11 protein-coding genes and 1 pseudogene are annotated in these 19355 nt (G+C 45.0%); 4 read left to right on the top strand and 8 right to left on the bottom strand.

Translation table 11 applies throughout. From position 1 onward, the window contains the following. The first annotated feature begins 546 nt into the window (after positions 1-546). Positions 547-2066 (top strand): annotated as a pseudogene (locus tag FJ444_RS14420) (ISNCY family transposase). An 80-nt stretch (positions 2067-2146) separates the two neighbouring features. Here the strand turns inward: FJ444_RS14420 and FJ444_RS14415 are convergent. Further along, entirely contained in the window at positions 2147-2410 is a 264-nt protein-coding gene (locus FJ444_RS14415) for a YrhB domain-containing protein (protein ID WP_140959299.1), read from the bottom strand. Next, entirely contained in the window at positions 2410-3432 is a 1023-nt protein-coding gene (locus FJ444_RS14410; RefSeq protein ID WP_181405178.1) for a toxin glutamine deamidase domain-containing protein, read from the bottom strand. The genes FJ444_RS14415 and FJ444_RS14410 overlap by 1 nt, the downstream gene beginning before the upstream one ends. Before the next feature lie 170 nt (positions 3433-3602). On the opposite strand from FJ444_RS14410, the gene FJ444_RS14405 reads away from it, so the two are divergent. Together FJ444_RS14405 and FJ444_RS14400 are read left to right on the top strand one after the other, a co-directional pair. Next, a complete protein-coding gene (locus tag FJ444_RS14405; protein WP_140959295.1) occupies positions 3603-4742 on the top strand; it encodes an XRE family transcriptional regulator in 1140 nt (379 codons plus the stop codon). After that, positions 4739-5236 carry a DUF4411 family protein gene (locus FJ444_RS14400; protein WP_140959293.1) on the top strand — a complete coding sequence of 166 codons (498 nt, stop codon included), beginning with the start codon at positions 4739-4741 and terminating at the stop codon, positions 5234-5236. Before FJ444_RS14405 ends, FJ444_RS14400 begins: the two co-directional genes overlap by 4 nt. A gap of 261 nt (positions 5237-5497) precedes the next feature. Here FJ444_RS14400 and FJ444_RS14395 read toward each other — a convergent pair whose 3' ends face one another. From FJ444_RS14395 to FJ444_RS14380, 4 genes are read right to left on the bottom strand one after another with little or no spacing between them, the layout of a single operon-like run. Beyond that, positions 5498-6448, bottom strand: coding sequence for a tyrosine-type recombinase/integrase (locus FJ444_RS14395; RefSeq protein WP_140959291.1), 951 nt, complete (start codon positions 6446-6448; stop codon positions 5498-5500). Continuing rightward, complete coding sequence (locus FJ444_RS14390; protein ID WP_140959289.1) at positions 6435-6914, bottom strand: hypothetical protein; 480 nt, start codon at positions 6912-6914, stop codon at positions 6435-6437. The genes FJ444_RS14395 and FJ444_RS14390 overlap by 14 nt, the downstream gene beginning before the upstream one ends. Next, entirely contained in the window at positions 6911-7651 is a 741-nt protein-coding gene (istB, locus tag FJ444_RS14385) for an IS21-like element helper ATPase IstB (RefSeq protein ID WP_181405174.1), read from the bottom strand. The genes FJ444_RS14390 and istB overlap by 4 nt, the downstream gene beginning before the upstream one ends. Further along, the gene (locus tag FJ444_RS14380) at positions 7644-9191 is read right to left on the bottom strand and encodes a DDE-type integrase/transposase/recombinase (RefSeq protein ID WP_140959285.1); all 1548 of its coding nucleotides are present in this window, start codon (positions 9189-9191) and stop codon (positions 7644-7646) included. The genes istB and FJ444_RS14380 overlap by 8 nt, the downstream gene beginning before the upstream one ends. Before the next feature lie 775 nt (positions 9192-9966). Between FJ444_RS14380 and FJ444_RS14375 the strand changes: the two genes are divergently transcribed. Further along, positions 9967-10686 carry a hypothetical protein gene (locus FJ444_RS14375; RefSeq protein ID WP_140959283.1) on the top strand — a complete coding sequence of 240 codons (720 nt, stop codon included), beginning with the start codon at positions 9967-9969 and terminating at the stop codon, positions 10684-10686. Between the two features lie 342 nt (positions 10687-11028). On the opposite strand, the gene FJ444_RS14370 is transcribed toward FJ444_RS14375, so the two are convergent. Beyond that, positions 11029-11490: a hypothetical protein gene (locus FJ444_RS14370; protein ID WP_140959281.1), complete on the bottom strand. Its 462-nt coding sequence runs from the start codon at positions 11488-11490 to the stop codon at positions 11029-11031. Positions 11491-11492: 2 nt separating this feature from the next. After that, positions 11493-19283, bottom strand: coding sequence for a SpvB/TcaC N-terminal domain-containing protein (locus FJ444_RS14365; protein ID WP_140959279.1), 7791 nt, complete (start codon positions 19281-19283; stop codon positions 11493-11495). Positions 19284-19355: the final 72 nt, after the last annotated feature.

Genomic DNA, 19355 nt, shown 5'->3' with positions numbered 1-19355 from the left:
AGCGGTCGTAGGGCACTGCAATTGCCGATGGCTGCTTTAGTGTGTGTAGCGGACTTTTACCTCAACACCTGAGTTTTGCGGGAAGCTTGGCTGATAGAAGGCACATCGTTGTTGGTTCACTATCAATCCACATCTGGGCCTTACAACGAGAGCACTCAGCAAGGCTTGCTGTCACGGAGCAAAATCCAAGCACTTTCGGCAGCACGACTCAAACAAATCCGCCTCCGAATTTACCGGCGCGATTCAGTAAGTTTGGGGAGCGATTTCTTTTACCCCCCAACAGATAGAATAATTGTATACATCAAATTAACTGAACAGCTGAAAATAATTTAGCTCAAATCTAATCTTACGCTGACACCAGAATAACAGGGTAACTGTCAGATCAGGTCTGAGCTAGTACAAATTAACCTGTTAACACCAAGCGATTTTGTCGTACTTTAATTACCACGCGATTCTGTCGTAGTCGCTAATTACCAAGGGAAATTGACGGTTATCTTTAACCGTGTTCTTTGAATGTTTTGTTTGTGCATTTGAGGAACGCTAAGGATGATTGTGTTGAATTCCAAAGCTCAATTGACAGTTGATGTCATCGCTAAAGTGGCTGAGCGTAAAATTACGTTAGCCAATGCCGCTAAGCTCCTCAATAAATCCAGACGTACTGTTGAACGTTATTTGCAGCGTTACCGAAGCCAAGGGCTACAGTTTGTTGTTCACGGAAATACAGGCAGCGAGCCAGTTAATAAAACTCCAGATAGGCTTAAGCAGCAAGTTCAGTCGCTAATCCGCGAGAAATACTATGATCTGAACCTGTTGCACCTTGCCGAGAAGCTTGAGACTCATGAACTATTGTTGTTAAGCGCGAGACACTGCGTAAATGGGCACATGATATCCACCATGTAAAACGGGCGAAGCGCAGGCGTAGCCGTGTTCACAAACGCAGAGAGCGAATGGAAGCGCCAGGGTTAATGCTGCAAATGGACGGCAGTACACATCGTTGGTTCGGCGATAAGAAGTCGTGTTTAATCGCCATGATTGATGATGCCAACAGCGATATTCATGCCGAGTTCTTCCCGTCAGAAACGACTGAGGGATGTATGAAAGTAATGCGCTCAGTCGTTGAGAGATACGGTGTATTTAAAACCCTGTATGTTGATAAAGCAGGCATCTTTGGAGGCCCTAAGCGCTGTAACTTCTCCCAGATGCAACGGGCCTGTGAGGAGTTGGGGATTGAAATCATCTTCGCCAGTTCTCCTCAGGGTAAAGGCCGAATTGAACGCGCCTTCGATACCCTGCAAGACAGGTTGATACCGGAGTTACGACTTAACAATATTACTGATATGACGGGCGCAAATAGCTACCTCCAACACGTTTTCATTCCCCAGTTTTGGCGTAAAAACCTGGTTGTAAAATCAAGAACATCAGACACCGAATATACGCCTGTACCACGCTACACCAACCTTGATGATATCTGTATCACTAAGGTTTACCGGAAGATCCGTAACGACCATACGTTTAGCTACAGGGGAAAACTCTACTTCATCGACTCACCGCTTAAGCATTCAATCGCAAACCAGAAAATTGAAATTCGTACTGGTAAATATGAGCGGTTTGAAGCTTACTTCGCCGGACGAAAGCTACAAGTAACAGAAGTCACTGAGCCTGAGAAATTGTCCTCGGAAGACAATGAGATCCAGAAGAAGCTTGAGGTATTAGCGTTGGCTGACAGGCTTGGAAATGTGGCAGAAGCATTCCGGCTTAGTGGCGTCTCCCGCGATACGATTTACCGCCATCGTAAACTGATAAAACAAGGTGGAATCGAATCGTTAAAACGTCAGGAAACGCCGGATCTTCATCACAAAAATCGTACCGACAGAGCCATTGAGGAAGTCGTCATCGAATTCTCCCTGGCTAACCCACATCTAGGACAATCCAAGGTGTCACGGCTGCTCAAATCTGAAAGAAACGTCGACATACACGCTAGCGGCGTTCGCAATATCTGGCTGAGGGAAAACATGAATACCACTGCGTTACGGCTGGCAAAGCTTGCCGAAGCTCGGCAACATTGATAGTGTGATTACGTCAAGATCGCTTGGTACTTATACCGTCAGTATCCCTTGGTAATCACACTAGTACAAATTAACCTAACTCACAATTGCTCTTCCCAGTCTCTGCCTGAGTCGAGCACTTTAACATCACCCTCTCTAGAAATAAAAACAGGACCATTTCCAGCCAGGGAATCCATAGGGTCGCCTGTAATCAAAAATTCTGATGAGTTGTAAAAGAAAATCCAGCCATCTTTCGTTTGGATTGTATCCTCATAAATAACGCCTAGTTCACACCCTGACTCTTTGGAAAGCTTGTCAAGCTCATCACCTAATATCTTAAATGCTCTTTCAGCATTAATTTTCATCAGTTTGTCCTCAATAATCTAAAGCTATCATATCCTGTGAGGGTTGCTGCTTTACCGGTTTGTCCATCCAGAAACCTTATAGTACCCTTTTGATTTACCACATTAAATACATGGCCAACTTGATTGCCACGCGAACCAAACACAATTCCTCTTGCCCCACTTCCTGCATTATCCATTATTGCAATGATTCGGCTGATACTTGTGGGAGAGGTGAACGTGCCACCATAATACTTCTGAAGAACCTTGATTGGGAATGGGCCTCCCCCGAGTGCAGATGCGGAATTTCCAGCTAAAGTCGCATCAGTTGCCACTACGCAGTTTACACAATTTTTGTTTCCGTTAAGGGGGTTAACCCTCTGGATACTTCCCGCACTTGTGCTGGTTCGCATGACAGGAACCATAGCGGTGCCAACTGCTAGAATCTTCCTAAAGTCATTTGCTACACCTTGAGCAACTTCGTTATCTACATCTATCCATGGCTCCATTCTTCCAAACGAGCCCGAATCCTGATGCAGGAACTGTTCGGTCCAGCCCGCTATGCCATTAACCATATCTGGTATTAAATTACCAAAAGTTGCAGCGGCACCATTGGCAATTGTTGAGGCTGTATCAGAGTAAATTTTACTAAGTTGGTCGCTACTCAACCCTCCACTGGTACCACCATCCCTTTCTCCATTTCTCACCTTTACATCATCAATTTGAGAAATTTGCTGTGGAGAACCCAAATCTTTCACATCAAACTTTTTATTCGTTAATGCATCGGTTGCCGCCATTTTTGCACTTTTAACTGCATTGGCGTTTTTCCCCGTAAAGGTAACAGTGGCTGAGCCATCTTCATTTTTGGTAGCGGTGGCCGTAACTTTGTGCTTAACGTTACTTCCCGTTGCTGCAATCATCATCTCTTTTGTTGCGACTTCTGGCTCATATCCACTCGGATCTGTACCCGCCAACGGGTTGTTCATAATGTAGGAGTACGGGTTGATACCCTGTGACCCACCGTGCACAAACGGATCTACCGACATAAACCGCCCAAGGTTATAATCGTACACCCGCCCGTTCATATGAATTTGTCGACATATTATTATGAGGCTACCTGTGCGTTGATACGTATTAAATTCGCAAAGCGAAATGACTTTTAGAAAAGATAATAACTGTTAATATATTAAGGTAATGAAAGGAAAGCAGACGTTAAATGGCTAATGCATACGCAAAAATAAATCCCGACAACATCAGGTGGGCACGACTTCGCGCCAATCTGACTGAGGGTATGCTTGCCCGAAAGTTGGATGTGGATGAAGAACATATTGCGGCATGGGAAGCTGGTGAGAAGCCTATAACTTTCAAGCAAGCCAAAAAAATTGCAGATAAAACGTACGTTCCTTTTGGTTTTTTATTCCTCAAGCACACTCCTGAAGAGCGGTTACCGATTCCCGATCTCAGAACTAAAGAAGGTGAGGAAATAAAGCGACCAAGTGCGGAATTGCTCAAAATCATACAAATTATCTTAGCCCGCCAGAATTGGTTCAAAGACTATCTAAATCAACAAGGCTCTGCCTCTGTTCCCTATGTAGGTAAATTTAGTTTGTCTTCTTCTGCCACTGACATTGTCAGTGATATGAAGAACGCACTTGAGATACCCGAGTATCCTACTAGAGGCAGTTGGGAAGATTATCAGCGCGACCTGGTTAAACGGATTGAAAGTTTAGGTATTCTGGTAATGCGCCATGGTGACTTAGGTCACTTTACTAAAGCCCTGTCTGTTGAAGAGTTTCGCGGATTTGCCATCGTCGATAAAGCGTGCCCTATCATTTTTGTCAATCAAGCTGATACACCATCTGCAAGGCTATTTACGCTCATACATGAGTTAGCCCATATTTGGATTGGCCAGAGCGGTATTTCTGACGGTGGAACAAATCCACACAGAAAGGAAGAAATACTTTGCAACGCTGTAGCAGCTGAATTCCTGGTCCCTGGTGATGAATTCCAGAAACTTTGGGATAAACATACTGAGTGGACAGATAACCTTCCACCTTTGGAAGCTCATTTTCATGTAAGTCAATGGGTACTGGCAAGACGAGCATTGACGCTAAATTTCATTAGTCAGGAACAATATGTTCAGTTTACTGAAAAATTGAAGCGTCTCTATCAAGAGCGAGAGAGTTCCGGAAGCCCCTCCTTTTATAAAACAAAGCGCAGCCAGATATCTGAGCAATTTTCCAGGGCCTTAATAGCGGAAGCATTAAGTGGGAGAGTTTTATTGAGAGATGCTAGCGCCTTATTAGGAATGAAACCTAACCAAGTATTCAAGTTTGCTGAGGAACTAGGAATTTGATTTACCTACTAGACTCAAACACTTATATCCAAGCGAAAAATCTTTACTATCAAATGGAATTTTGCCCAGCATACTGGGATTGGTTAGATCTTGAGTTTGCCAAGGGTCAGGTCAGTTGTATTTCTAGCGTTTATGATGAACTTGTAGAGTACAAAGATGAGCTATCTACCTGGGTTAAGCAACGTAAAGAAGTATTTTTACCTGTTGCTGATGATGAAACTCAGAGCAAATTTGGTGAAGTTGTTGAATATGTGTATGGTCTGGAAAATAAGGATCCCGTCGATGTCGGTAACTTTCTAGATAAGGCAGACCCATGGATAATTGCCAAAGCTTCAGTGCTCGATGCCACAATCGTTACTCACGAAAGGTTAACACCAGAGAATAGTCGTAAGGTAAAAATACCGAATATTGCCAAGCAGTTTAACGTTGAGTGCGTTTCCACTTACGCATTACTGAAAAGCCTAAAAGCTCGATTTATTCTCTCTACTGCATAGAAAAGTGAATGCCCGTCCATGGGCACCAGATATCGCTTAGCTAAACCCACAGGAATCACGGCCATCGGAACTAGAGTCTGATTATGCGGTATACGCGGGTGCAGATTTTGTGCTAGGGCTTTTTACTTCGTTCGGTGATACAGGCTTTGGCGGTTCGGCATTTGATTTACCACGCTATATAAAACAAAGTGAGCGATAACACCATAATAACCGCCAGTACCAGCCACGCTAACGTAAAACATCCATGATCAGTTCCTTAGATTAGTCGTGTTTTGCGGCGGGATGCGTTCTATTATAAACCTCTCGCAACTTTTCCATACTTACATGCACGTAAACCTGTGTCGTAGATAAATCGGCGTGCCCCAGGAACTCCTGTACATGCCGAATATCTGCACCATTGTCCACCATATGCGTTGCAGCGGCATGGCGATATTGATTACATGCACCAGCCTTTCTCACTTCAGACAATTTTATATATTTCGCAACCAGTTCCGATAGTTGGGCCACGCGAAAAGGTTTCCCATTGTTCGCCAAAAAAAGTGTTTTGCCCGAATGGATACTGGCATATCGAACTCGAATTTCTTTGAGGTATCGGTAAATCCAGGCACAAGCACGTTGGGAAATCGGTACATATCTGTCTTTATGTCCTTTTCCCTGAGCAACACGAAGCTGCAATTGCACAAAATCAATGTCTCCTAACATTAAGTTTCTTAGCTCTTGTCGTCGCAGTCCGCTGGCATAGTAAGTCTCCATTATCGCCCTATCGCGAATACCGGCAGTGCCATAGAACGAAGCCTGTTCAAGAACACTTTGCACTTCTTCTTCACTCAAAACCGGGTTGGGTAATTTCCGGCCGAGTTTAGGCAGTTCAAATCGTTCGCATGGGTTTTCCGCAATAACATTTTTTAGACACAGAACCCGCATCATCACTTTGACGGTTGTGAGCCTATAGCGAATGGTGCCTCTGGCCAACGGCATTCCATCACTGCGCTTTCTGTGCTCGTTAAGAGAGTACTGATAACTATCCAATACGTTTACGTTGATATCATCAATACCAATAATTCTGTTCTGTAATGCCCACTCTCGAAATAGTCGAAGTGCATCAGATTTGCTCTGAAGCGTGCTTTCACTTTGGCCTTTCGCCCGGCAATAAGACAAATAAAACAGTTCACACACGTCCAGCGCTAAAGTGTCAGGTTTAGTTAGTAACATAACGCTGCCCCCATCGCATGAGTTCAAAGTTAACGGGAAACGGGTATATTTGTGTTCGATACCACTGGATAATTCGAGGAGCCGGTCGACTGGGGCAAATGAGCTTTATGCCGCAAGCAGCAACGATAACATCGTCATCAAACACTGGCTCGACAATGCAGCCTCTAAAGACTTCGTGGCCGTTAATCTTAGTCAGCCCATGACGTCGGAGGACCCCACGAAATCCGGCCCCATCCGGACACTCTAAAACCGGCACATATCGGTTCAACTTTCTGTCACAGTAGCCTATCCGCTTTTCTTTAATGGTGTTAAACGAAATACCTCTGCGGACCAGTTTTTGGCACACCTGCTCATTGCACACTAATCGCTGATGGTAAATATCAAACAGCTGACAAATGTATATTTCATCGAGTTGAGTAGCTGCGTGTGAGAATATTTCGAAATCATTTGCTATTGCATCCTTCATGCTCTATCTCCTCGCTCAGCTAAGACTTTTCGAATAGACTCGCCATTTAGGCGGATTTCATGACTATTGTGAACTATCCTGTCTAATACAGAATCGGCAATAGTCTCGTTACCGAAGGTTTCATGCCAGGCCGAAATAGGATATTGCGATGTGATCATTAACGATCCTTTTTGCTCTCTAAACTCAATCAGTTCAAACAGCAAGTGACGCTCATTTTTATCCATTAAGGCATTGCCCCAATCATCAATAATTAGTACGTCTATTCGACTCAGCTTCTTGAGCATTTTCATCAACTCACCTTCCTTGTCAGCGGCAACGAGTTCCAAAAGTAAGTGTGACAGCCGGTAAAACATGACACTTTTCTGCTTTGCAATAACTTCTTGTGCCAAACGACATGCCAAAGATGTTTTCCCTGTGCCAGTAGCACCGATAATGATAATGTTTCTGGCACTGCTGACCCAATGGCACTCTGCCAACTGATTGACTTGATTAACTTTAAGCGACGGATATAACGTATAATCAATATCAGACAAAAAGCTATTGGAATATTTCAGGTGAGCTTGTGTGGTCAACCGCTTTATTTTGCGCTGACAATTCACTGTCAACTGCGATGACAATAAATCGGATAGAAACTCATTATGGGATTGGTTCGCATAGTCATCTCTTTCCAACACTGCTAAAAATCCATCCAGTTTAAGTGCTTTGCATTTGGCCTTGAGAGCCTCTAACTTATTCATATTGGCCTCCGGCGTAATAGCTTTGCCCACGCAAGTTAGTATGTGTGGTTTCATTTACTTCTGGCTCCATGTCATACACTTTCGACTTCAAAATAAGCTCAATCTCTGTCACCGTTAACATGTCGTGTTTAAGGGCATGATTACAGGCTGCGATAAAAGCAACATCACCAAATCTGTGCTGTAGTTTCTGAAGCGCCTGGCAGCGTTTACCAACCGGTCGAGAATGGTCATGCTTTGTCTTGCTATACAACCGTTCAACAACTTGCTCAACCAGGCTATCAACCGACTTGGCCCATTCCATGTAGTGAGACTTCGTCTTATTTTTTTGAGCTAAATGTTTAGGGTGCAGATGGGCGTTAATGGTCACGACATTGTTCTTACCCGGCACAATATCGTGTGTCACACGAAGGATACCTTTATGCAGTATTCTAAGTTGCATTCCAACAACCCGAAGCTCTACATACTCATTGCGGTATTCATGAGGCACAGAGTAGCGATTGTGCTCATACCATACAAAATAATTCTCAGGCACTTTGACAAAACTTCTAAAGCGTGTTTGTTCAAATTCCTTATCCGGCTTGGGCTGCAGTTGATGGCTTTCGTCCGAATGAAACAAGTCATTAGCACTTAACCCAATACGCTGGATCTGTTTGTCGTTTCGCTTTTCTACTTCGCTTTGTAAATATTGATTAATTTCCTCAAGCGAGAAAAACGTCAAATCAGTATTCATACTTGCAAATACGCTATGAGTGAGTTCTTTGACACGATTTTCGGCTAAGGGATTATGGGTAGGTGTAGCGACCTGAGAGGTATCAATCAGTACACCGTAGTGCTTTGAAAACTCATTTGCACAATGGCTGAGCTCAGCAAGCAATCCCGCTTTCTTCACCATGGCTCTGGCATTGTCACAATGAATGACTTCTGGTACACCACCAAAGAAGTCGATTGCTGCGATGCAGGCTTCAATCCAACTCTGAGCACTCATGTTTTTTGTCGCATAGGCAAAGCGTTTTTTGCTGTAGCCCAACGTTGCAACAAAGGCGTAGGTGATAATCTCTTTGCCATCTTCACAATAAGATAAAGTTGAGCCAGCGTAGTCTATAAACATGACCTCACCAGGCGCAAACATCTGCAGCATGGAAAGCCGAGTATTTTTAATAAAGTCTGCGACTAATTGGTAAAAGCGAGAGCGACCATACCCTTTATCACCGTACTTCTGCTTGTACTCACAGAATTTAGTCCAGATGGTTTTGCGGCGCTTTTTGTGGGCTCTGATACATTCAGAGATAATTTCTGTAAAATCCGGCTCTACTTTCAAACGTCTTCGTGCAGACATACTTGGATAGATTTGGCGTTGTAGCTCGTCATCATCCATTTTGGCAAAAGTGGCTGTTTGAATTTCTGAAGCGCGAAGCTTGTTATGAATATCATCAACGGTTTGTCGAGGACAGTTGGCTAACTTCCCGATTTTTGTATGGGAAAGGTCTTTGGGTAAGAGGAGTAATCGTAATACTTCTCTGAGCTTATATTTTTCAATCATAATGTCACCTTTATCAGTTAAAAATAAAGGCGCAATTAAGCCGTATTTCAATGCGAGAAAATTGAAATACTTGACAACGGCTCAATCATTAACGGATACTTGAAAGGTCGAAATCGTCAGAATCGATATCAAGTCCAAAAGCCTAAAAATTCGCGTTTTTAGGCTTTTGGCGTTTTATGCGCCATATAAATAGTAGAAACTGTTTTTAATTCAATTCAGTAATACTCCTCCTCTGCTAATTCATTAATTATGTTTTGTTGCCACTTTCCATTGCATGCAAGCACGCAGCAACCTCTTCGACTTTAGCGAATTTTCCTCGCTTATGTGAAAACTGATAAAGGCGAACAGGAAGACGACCTCGATGCGCTGCAGTGCGTATCGCCCCTACGCTAGGATAGCGAAGCACAGTCGCCAACTCTTTCATAGTCAACAATTCTCCGTACTTTTGTAACAGCCTTTGTAGACAATCATCCGGGACAGTTTTCGACATTCTTATAACTCTTTTGAAACAGCCAGTAATGAAGCGAAACGCTAGCAACTTTTTTGAATTAGTGCGCGGTAGAGTTAATACTCATATTTAAACCTAACTCGACCACATATGTTTTCGATGAATGATTTTCTGAAAAGCCAAGACATAAAACGACAACTACAGCAATTAACAAATAGCGCACCTCACAGGGCAAGCAGATTCACGCCCGCTCGCATTCTCAGAACACGCGTATGGGTAGAGTCTATTCTTCGGGATAATCATATCTGTCGCAGGCAATTACAATCGTTGTTTTTTGGCGAAGAGCGTGAGTCAACTGGAACCGTGCTGAGGTGGTTAAAGGGCAAGCAAACTGTAACCGAATCAACGGTGAAGAACTTCAACAATACACAAAGTAACAATCTAAATGTGTTTCAGTTTCCTATCTTTCAGTTACTGGAGCCAAATTTAAAAAAAACAGAGCTATTTGCTCTTATAAAGCAATATCAAAAGTCAACTTCACTGGGATATTTGTGGTCATTCCCGCATACAGAGCAGTTCCCGTTAAATGAGTACGCAAACTATATAATCTGCTCACCTGAGGACTCTGATGCTCTTTTTCAACTTGGAGGCGTGCATGGTTTTCTGGGAGTTTTGATGCTAGTGAGGCTGGCAGAGATTACCAAAGATTCAACAAAACATTTTTTGTTAATGCAGGATGCATATAGGGCATTCCCGGCATTCTGTAGAAATAAGTACTTTAAAAAGCGTTGGATTGAATTTTTTAAGTTGTTACAAGGTATCCATTATCGTGTTTATACTTCAGCTTTAACCATAGCACCAAGAATTGAAATAATTCAAAAGCAAATTAATGCAAAGCATCACCCAACTATTCGACACAAGTGGCCAAGGTCATCCACTAATTTTCGTTTCATTGAACCTGAAAAGCCTTTTGAACTTGCTTCCCTGCCTTCTAGAAGCTGCACAAGTAAGACAGCCCTTTTTAAATATGAAACACAATTTTTCTAACCCCTTTCAAGTAATTTGTATTCCTGAAAACAACCAAACTGGAATTATCTAGGGCAACGAAAACTATGATAATTGACCTTAGCCTGATTGATCGCAGTGTAGCCAATTCTGTTCGGATCTGTGCTGACCTACATTGGATCAAATGCCAATTTTAATGGACTCTACAAATGCAAAATCCAAACACTTTCGGCAGCCATTCCAAAGAAAATCAGCAACGGATCCAAAGTAAATTGGCAGGCATTCCGATTAAAATTGGCAAGCCAAAATACAGAAAACCCGCCGAAGCGGGTTTATACTTCTTATAAATTGGGGCAATTTCACTCTGACCCCATTATTTACTTATCAATCCGAAAAGTCAGTTAAAACCTCTATGTTCTTAATCTCCATTTTCGATTCTGACATCATGGTCGAAACATCAGTTGTGAATTCGATCGAGAAAAAATTTCCAAATACGATATAAAAAATTGCTCGCACTTTATGACCATCCACTTCAAAATCAATTCGAGCGTATTTGTATTCGTCACTTGAACATTCGAATTTCCTAACTCGTTCTAAACAATATTTAAGGCCTTTAATCTTGTTTAGAGACACTATTGTTTTCGGAGAATAAACGCGCTCCACTTCATTTATTTCCGTTAATTGTGACAGCAATATCTCCCTGTCTTTATTTCCCATTGCTGTCATTAGTTCTTCAATCAGCGTTTTTTCCAGAGGCTTTAGAGTAAGAGTTCTTCGTTCTGGATTAAAGTAAGCTAAAGGGTCCCTCAAAAATAGCTTCATACTCACAAGGAATTTAAGAATCATGTTTAATGCGCCTCACTCGTTGCGCCTAATCCAGCGCCCAATAGCATCGGAGGCGTTCTTAAAACCTGTTGAACCCCCTGTGGAATAGGAGACTGCAAACCAAGTTGAACTTTTAAAGTCCTAGGCATAAATCTGTATCTAAACTTATCTGTCAGAGCGTGGAAGAGTTTTGGAACATAAGTACCATTTAGTGGAGATCGCCATGCTCTTGTAATACCAAATTGGTTTAAATATCTTTGAGGGACAAAATGAGAATATTCGAACCCCTTTACACCCTTTCCTAGCATACCAATTACACCTCCAAATGTGGCACCTCCATGGATGCTGCCTGCTAAATGCCCTCCTTCATAGTAACCAGAATTCATATCTACACCATGTGTGATACCAACTGCCCGCCTAATATCGTCCAAATTTCCATATCCAAAAGTAAATGCATTAACAATGCCATCGCCAAAACCGGCTACCGCATCAACAAGTCCTTGAGGTAAAGGGTCTCCAAAACTCCACCACGTTTTATTTGACTGAGTATTGACGTACGAAGAGCTGTTATTTTGCACTAAAGGTTGTTGTTGACTTATTTGGCTCTGCGACATTAAATCAAACTGCCTTTGAGTCCACCATTGCCCTCCGTCATCACCATTGTGCCCGCCAGATCCATTGTCCATTGAGCCTGTATTTGTAACTTCACCAATTTCTCCTACAATGCCATCTCCACCAACGATTTGGGGTGAATCTTGATTACCACTGCCTCCTTGTGTCCCGTCACCTTCCTCACCCCGTGAACTAGGAGAGTTACCACCAGTTCCATCGCCATTATTGTTGTCGTTCGAACTATCTGGACATGTATACCTGCAAGAAATTCGATATTGAATTCCATCTACTTCCGCTACGGCACTATAACCAGACGGGTCTGTCCCAGCCAATGGATTGTTCATTATATACGAGTACGGGTTAACGCTTTGGCTGTTTGCAGGCGCTTGAATAAACGGATCTACCGACATAAACCGCCCAAGGTTGTAATCGTACACCCGCCCGTTCATATGGATGACTTGTGCACCATCTACATGCTCATGCCCTGTAAACCCGCGCTTGTCGCGTTTATCAAAGTTACTGGTTGCACTTTGGTCACCGTTTGTTTGTGTTGATGGCGTGAGTGTGCTGCCGGTGCTGCCGCGAGGCCGACCGAATGGGTCATAGCCGCGACGATTAGTAATTGCCCCGTTATGGTCGGTAAAGGTAGTAGCACTGCCTAGTCGGTCCCGGTGTCCAAAGTTAATCGTATGCTTGGTGTCACCATCATAGCTGATTAGTGCCACATCGCCGATGTACGCTCGCCAATGGCCTGAACTGTCGGCCTCATAGTCTTTATCCAGGTAGTAGGTGGTAGTGGATACTCCGCCTTCGGATTTCACTTGTTTCACCCGGCTGGTGTCTGCGCCATACGTGAACGTATATTGGTTGCCGCTGCGAGAAAGCGTACGCGGCTTATTGTGCACCGTGTACTGGGTGGTGAGGCCATCTCCCGATAGCAGGTTGCCTTTTGCGTCATAGCTAAAGTTTACGGTTGTGTTGTTTAGCTTAACCACCTGGCGTACCGCACTTGGCCCTGCATTGCCGCCCAGGCTTTTCGTTGCATCACCGTAGCGGTAGGTATTGGCGTAGTCCGATTTCTTCAACAGGTTACCGGTAGCGTTGTACTGATACGTGTTGTTTTGCACTGTTGTGCCATTCCACTTCACCGTATTGCCGGTTAAGCGATGTAAGTCGTCGTAGGCATAGGTTTCGACCGTATTATTCACATGGTCAGATACGGTTTTAAGGTTGCCGAAATTGTCAAAATCGCTGTATTCAAGGTAATGGAGATGGCTGCCTTTACTTGCAATGACGTGCATCATAGAGCCGTTTTGCTGGTAGTACGCCGCTGTATAGTTCACCCCGACACTGTCGGTGAGCGTGGCGCCTGTGATGTTACCAAAGGCATCCATGGCGTTAATCTGACGATACACATAGCCGCTATTGGCATTCTTTTCATGTGTGAGATAGCCCTGGGCGTTGTAATCATATTTCACAACCAACCCATTGGGATAGGCCAAACCTTGTGGACGTCCATAAGCATCATAGAAATGGGTCTTCGTGAGAGACGAACTATCAATGGCTACCGTGACGGTTTGTGGTCGTGCAAAGCTGTCGTAGGTGTAACTGCGGGTAGCACCGTGCTCTACTTCTTGTGTGGGCAGGCCCTTTTTAAGGGTATCCCAGGTCCAGGTGGCCGTTGAGTTGGTGTAGCTGCTATCTGTTGTGCGCCGGGTGAGAATACGGCCTAACGTATCGTATTCAAACGTCACAATGTCATTGTTGGCATCCTTCTGCAAGGCAAGTTCACCAAAGGCGTTGTATTCAAATTCAGTCACACCCTGGTTCGGGTCCTCCACCTTGAGCTTATTGCCCAGCGCATCCATGGTGGCAAAGATTTTAGCGTTCGCTGCATCCTGAATAATGATTGGCCAACCCGCACTGGTGTAGCTATAGCGAGTAACGCCGCCGAGGGCATCTTCGGTAGACATCAGCAGCCCGCCAGGTCCATGCGTGCGGCTCATGACTAATCCGCCGGCCGTAATGTTGGTGGTAAATCCGTTGTAATCGTAAGTTACGAACAAATCGTTGTTCAGTGGTTGGTCGACACTGCGCTCGGTAGCGCGACCTAAAATATCATTGTACTCAAACCGCTCGCCATACTGGTTACCGTTATTTTTAAATGGCTGGCTGACGAAAGTTTTGCGTCCTCGCTCATCATATTCCGTTACCGTTGAGTACCAGTCACCGGCAGCAAAGCCGGCCATACTGGATTTAACTTCCCGTCCAAGCTGGTCTGTGTACACCTTGCTATCCGGCATGCCCGCAGTGCGCGTGATAGACATAACTACCGCGTGACTTGGTGCATCGCTGTCTGGTTCGTAATGGCGCGTATAGGTGCGCGGCAAGGTGGTCGAGCCCGATTGGGTATAGGTGTAATCAACCAACCCTAACCCGGTATACTGGGTGTACTGGTACACATTATTGCCATCTTTGTGGCGCGTCACCTGACCAAAAGCGGGAGAGTATTGCGATTCCTCGGTCCACTTTCCGTTATTAGTAGTCAGAACAAAATAGCCATTATTCGCGGCCGTTGTCCCGTTTTCCGTATACGTGAATGAAATGGTACGGGATTGACTCTGCCAGGCATTGTTGCTGCGAACAGAGCCTGACTTAGTAATGGAGCTCGGCAGACCATAACTATTGAAGGCGGTTGTCACGGTTTGGCCATACTCAACGTCAGTACCGGTACTCGTGATGGTATTCGGTTTACAATGGGAATCATTCCAACTGGTGACGGTTTGTGTGACCGCGCGCTGCTTATCGTAATCCCCTGATGTGTAAGGATCGTTACTGGCGCGCCCAGTGACTTTTTCATATGTCGTTTGCGTACTATCAAATCGATTTTGGCAAGCTGATGTTTCTGCCCAGGCAACAGATTGACTCACCTTATACTGACCAAACTCACTGCTGGTTAACTTGTAACTTGCTGACACATTTCCGTACGCGGTGATACTTGTTACTTCATTTGTCACCGTGGTCGCGAGGGTGCTGCTAACGGCATTAGTATCGACATGGTATTGTTTAGCTGTCGACTTCTTCAGATAGTAGTGGTACACCTCGCTACCAAACAGACTTTGGTGAGCGGTGTTTCGAGCCCATTCATTTTCTTGGAATTTAATCGGATTACTATAACCAATCACATAATCAGTGACGTCTTTTATTCTACCCGTTAGTGGGAAAGCCACATTAAATGCAGCCTCACTTCTCACATTGTTTGCCACATCAAGCGTGTGAATGGTGGTAAAGCCCTGGAATCCACGCCCCTCCACGTTATACACCGCATTTTCATAGGCATAATAGGTGTCGTTAACGCTGCCCACACCATTAGTGACTTCCATGCGCGCCACATTGTACATACTGGAAGCAAAATACAAATACGCGCCACTTGGCTTTGTGTTGTTGCGTTGGTAAAACGCATCTACGCCCATGGAAGCAAGGGTGCTGTCCATCTGCGAAGAGGTCAGTGGCAAGTACTCCCAGCGATAGCTCACGCCCGTTGCATTAGTCACACCTCTCAGCATATTTACTGGTGCATAGCCTGAGCCATCGTTATTGGCTGTGCCCGCTCCGTAGTTGATATAGCCGTATACGCCATAATCTCCGTTGTAACCAGACATGTCATAGCCGCTATTTATCGACTGGATGATACACCCATTAGGGATAGTGCAGGTGTTAGCATCTATTCGCGGGCCATAGCTGAAAATAAAGTCATTCAGGCCTTTGCCTCGCGAATCCACAACCGTAGTCTGGGTGGCAGAGCCAATAAAGGGGGTGCTGATAATGCTGGCCGTGAACGTACCATCTGTGTGCTCTTCAAACGTAATCGCTTCAAAGGTATACAAACCATCATCCAACTGTGATGCTGGCATTGCACCCAGCGCGTGGGCTTCAAGTTGTGACTGTGCATAGGTGCCATACAGGTCATTGCCGCACTTAGTTTGCCAACTCCCACTGTCATTGAATGGCCGGCAGCCTTTGGCAATGTTAGTTTTTGGCACAAGTAACTCGGCTTTGCCATCCGCATCAATATCCATTACGCGCAAACTACTGAGATAGCGTGGAGAATACATTGGCTCAGGTTCTTGAGCCCCATTCAGGTAATTTTGTGATGTGAACGCCAGCGCCATCCCGATGCTGAGGTCAATTTTTGACGACCAGCTATTGGCACCTTTGTTGATGTAGACCACCAGTTCAGGGTTAGTATAGCTCGTATCCCACGCCAACATGTCTGGTAGGCCATCACTGTTGATGTCAAAGAACATGGTGAAGTAATAAAAATTCTCACCTGAATACGGATTGGGGAGTGAGCCACTTGTTTTGGTATACGCGCCATTATTACTGTGTGAGTAATAGACTGTTTTTGGGAGAGGTACCGGCAGCGAGGTTTCTCTGGCGCTATCATAGGATGTACTAAACACGATATCCGGCAACCCGTTACCATCCATATCGCCCGGGAAACTGACCGTTTCTGTCAGGTACGTGATGGTGGTGGGCGTCTCTTTCGCTAAGGACGCGACATGGACACTATTTCCAACCGTGTAGGGGGCTGATGGATTCGTTGTGTGGAAATACAGCTTAATGTCACCATTGTTATGCATAACCGCCAAATCGGGCCAGGCATCACCGTTGTAATCATTAATGTCCTTCACGTTAGCATCGGTAACATAAGAAGAATTCGGCACCGAGATACCAGTGTTTATCCAACCACCACGCCCGGTAGACTCATTGGTTAACGCTACTTGAATGGTGTTGCTGGTTTTTCTCCAGCTATCAGTACGACCATCGAGGTTAAAATCGCCATACAAACAGGTTGTCACCTGCCAGGACGCCTGGTAACAGCTATCCAATTGATAACCTGCTGTTCCCGTTACCGTCCCTTCAGCATCAACAAATGTCGTTCCACCATTCGCTGAAGGCCAATCCCTCACACCATCACGGTTGATATCAGCGTAGGGTTGCGATTTCATAATGTCGGGCGACTGGCTATTTCCAAAGTCCAGCTTTTCCAACTCATACGTCAGCGGATTGTCATCCCACTCCATCGAAACGGGCGCAAAACACTGACTGTAATTGTTGGCATCACAGGCTTTCACTTCGGCGAGCAATGGCTGGCCGTTTGCCGCGCTATATTGATACGTTAAATCATACTCAACAACACGGCTGGTTCCGACAAACGTCGTAATTTTATCAAGAATTTGCGTACTGCGCTGAGCGCCACCTTGTACATAAGTGGTTCTCGGTTTGCCACTGGCTTCATATTCAAATTCTACGCGACGCACATTCGTGGTTGCACACGAATCAGAATAGCAAATCTGACTAAGCAGCATCTCCGCCTTACCAAAACTCACATACTCGTAATAAACATTATTATTCGCACTGGCATCTGTGGTTCTTGATAATAACCATTGGTAGGGTTTGCTATGGCCGTCGAGGATGGTGCGGCTATTTGACGTATTGCCGTAATATTCCTGTGCGCCATTTTGATGGGTGACCACAAAATAGGCCGACGCGCTATCCATATTGGATGTGTATTGCTTCACCGAAACAAAACTGTCCATTTCTGTGCGATATTCGGCATTGGCATAACCATATGTCCCACTGGTTAATATCAGCCGCTCACCATTCAAACACAACTTATCGCTTTGATAATTGAAGGTTACTGCCCCCGAATAGCCATCCTGCGCAATAGTCGCAGGGCACCGAGAAATAGCCCCTGCGGCATTCATTGACCAACCCACACCGGCAATGCCGGAGCCTTGCTTTGACGAATAGGACAAGCTAATTGACGGCTGCATCCCATTTCGACCTGGTGGCACAATGATAGGAATACTATAACTGGCAGCGCCGCCAGACACACCACCGCCACTTTTTAGCGGTAATAATTGATTGTCGCTGGCGCTCATCGTGACATTCGTGAACGAGCCCGCTGAAATGCTGCCATTTTTTGCAGCCCATGACGGTAACACCACGGTGACCGATTTTGTACTGCCATAGCCAGAGCATTGCGTTACACCATTGTAAACATGACAAGCTCGCACTCGGAAATAATGCTGACCATCGCTATAGCTGACAGTTTGTGAGCGGCTTGTACCAGAATAAATAGTTGTCCAGGTACTATTATTGGGACTATGTTGAAGTTCATAACGCGTCACGTTACTCGAAGCGGTCCAGCCAATCGAGAAGCTATCCGTGACGTTGCCCGTCGGAATACTATTAATTTGAGGTACCGACGGCGTTAATACAACTGTCAGTGAGCCCGAGGTTTTAAAGGCGGAGCAGCTATTGAACGTGGATTCCACATTACATGCCCTTACCCTGAATGCGTAGCTACCCGTACCCAAAGTCAGTGCTTTACTCGTAGCTGTTCCTTCATAAACGGCAACCCACGCCCCGCCGTTGGTTTGCTGCTCAAGCTGGTATTTATCAACCGTGCCTGTCGAGGCCCCCCAACTGATGCTAACTCCGCCATCGTAATCGGTTGAAGGAACAGAGATGCTAGCTGGTGTGCCCGGTACCTGTGCGACGATTGTCGTATCAGAATTGGAATAGCTACCCCAACCGCGATCGTTATACGCTCTCACCTGGAAGTAATATGTACCATCAGAAGGTGCCGTATATGTCAGTGAACGGCTGCTACCTGAATAGAGTGATGACCAGGTAGAAGTCGTTGATATCCGCCCTTGCAATTGATACTTGGTAACATCTTCGCCGGTGCTGGCAGCCCAGCTTATCGAAAACGTCCTGTCACTATCCGTGGTCGGGGCACTGGGCGTCGACATTTTGGGTGGGACATCCAATCTATCTACTGTCAACGTAAGTGTCGGCCCTTTAGTGAGCACCAAATCCGGCTCCATCGGATTGGTAAATGACATCTTATGTACCCATAACGTATAGGTATAAGTGCCCTCTGCTACGCTGGTTACCGTGTATGTTTTATTGGAACCCTGATAGATGAGTACATCACTTCCGCTGCCGTTCTTTTGATAAAGGTAATAAGGCGCCATCTCACCGGCACCGGTTGACCACGTTAAGTTAAACGTACCATCGGCCATGTCCGCCCGGGTGGGAGTGCTACTAAATGACGCGGCATGTGTAGGCAGAACGAACAATAATAAACAGGCAAAAAGCCATAAGCGGGCAGCGTTTGAGGCAACCATCAATTCATCCTTGAAAAATAATATTGTATTTTTTCCGGAAAATTATAAGCTCTCACGAAAGTTGTCAACATA

The organism is Aestuariibacter sp. GS-14 (genome assembly GCF_006494365.1).
GTDB lineage: Bacteria > Pseudomonadota > Gammaproteobacteria > Enterobacterales > Alteromonadaceae > Alteromonas > Alteromonas mangrovi.
This window is presented reverse-complemented; position numbering and strand designations above follow the sequence as displayed.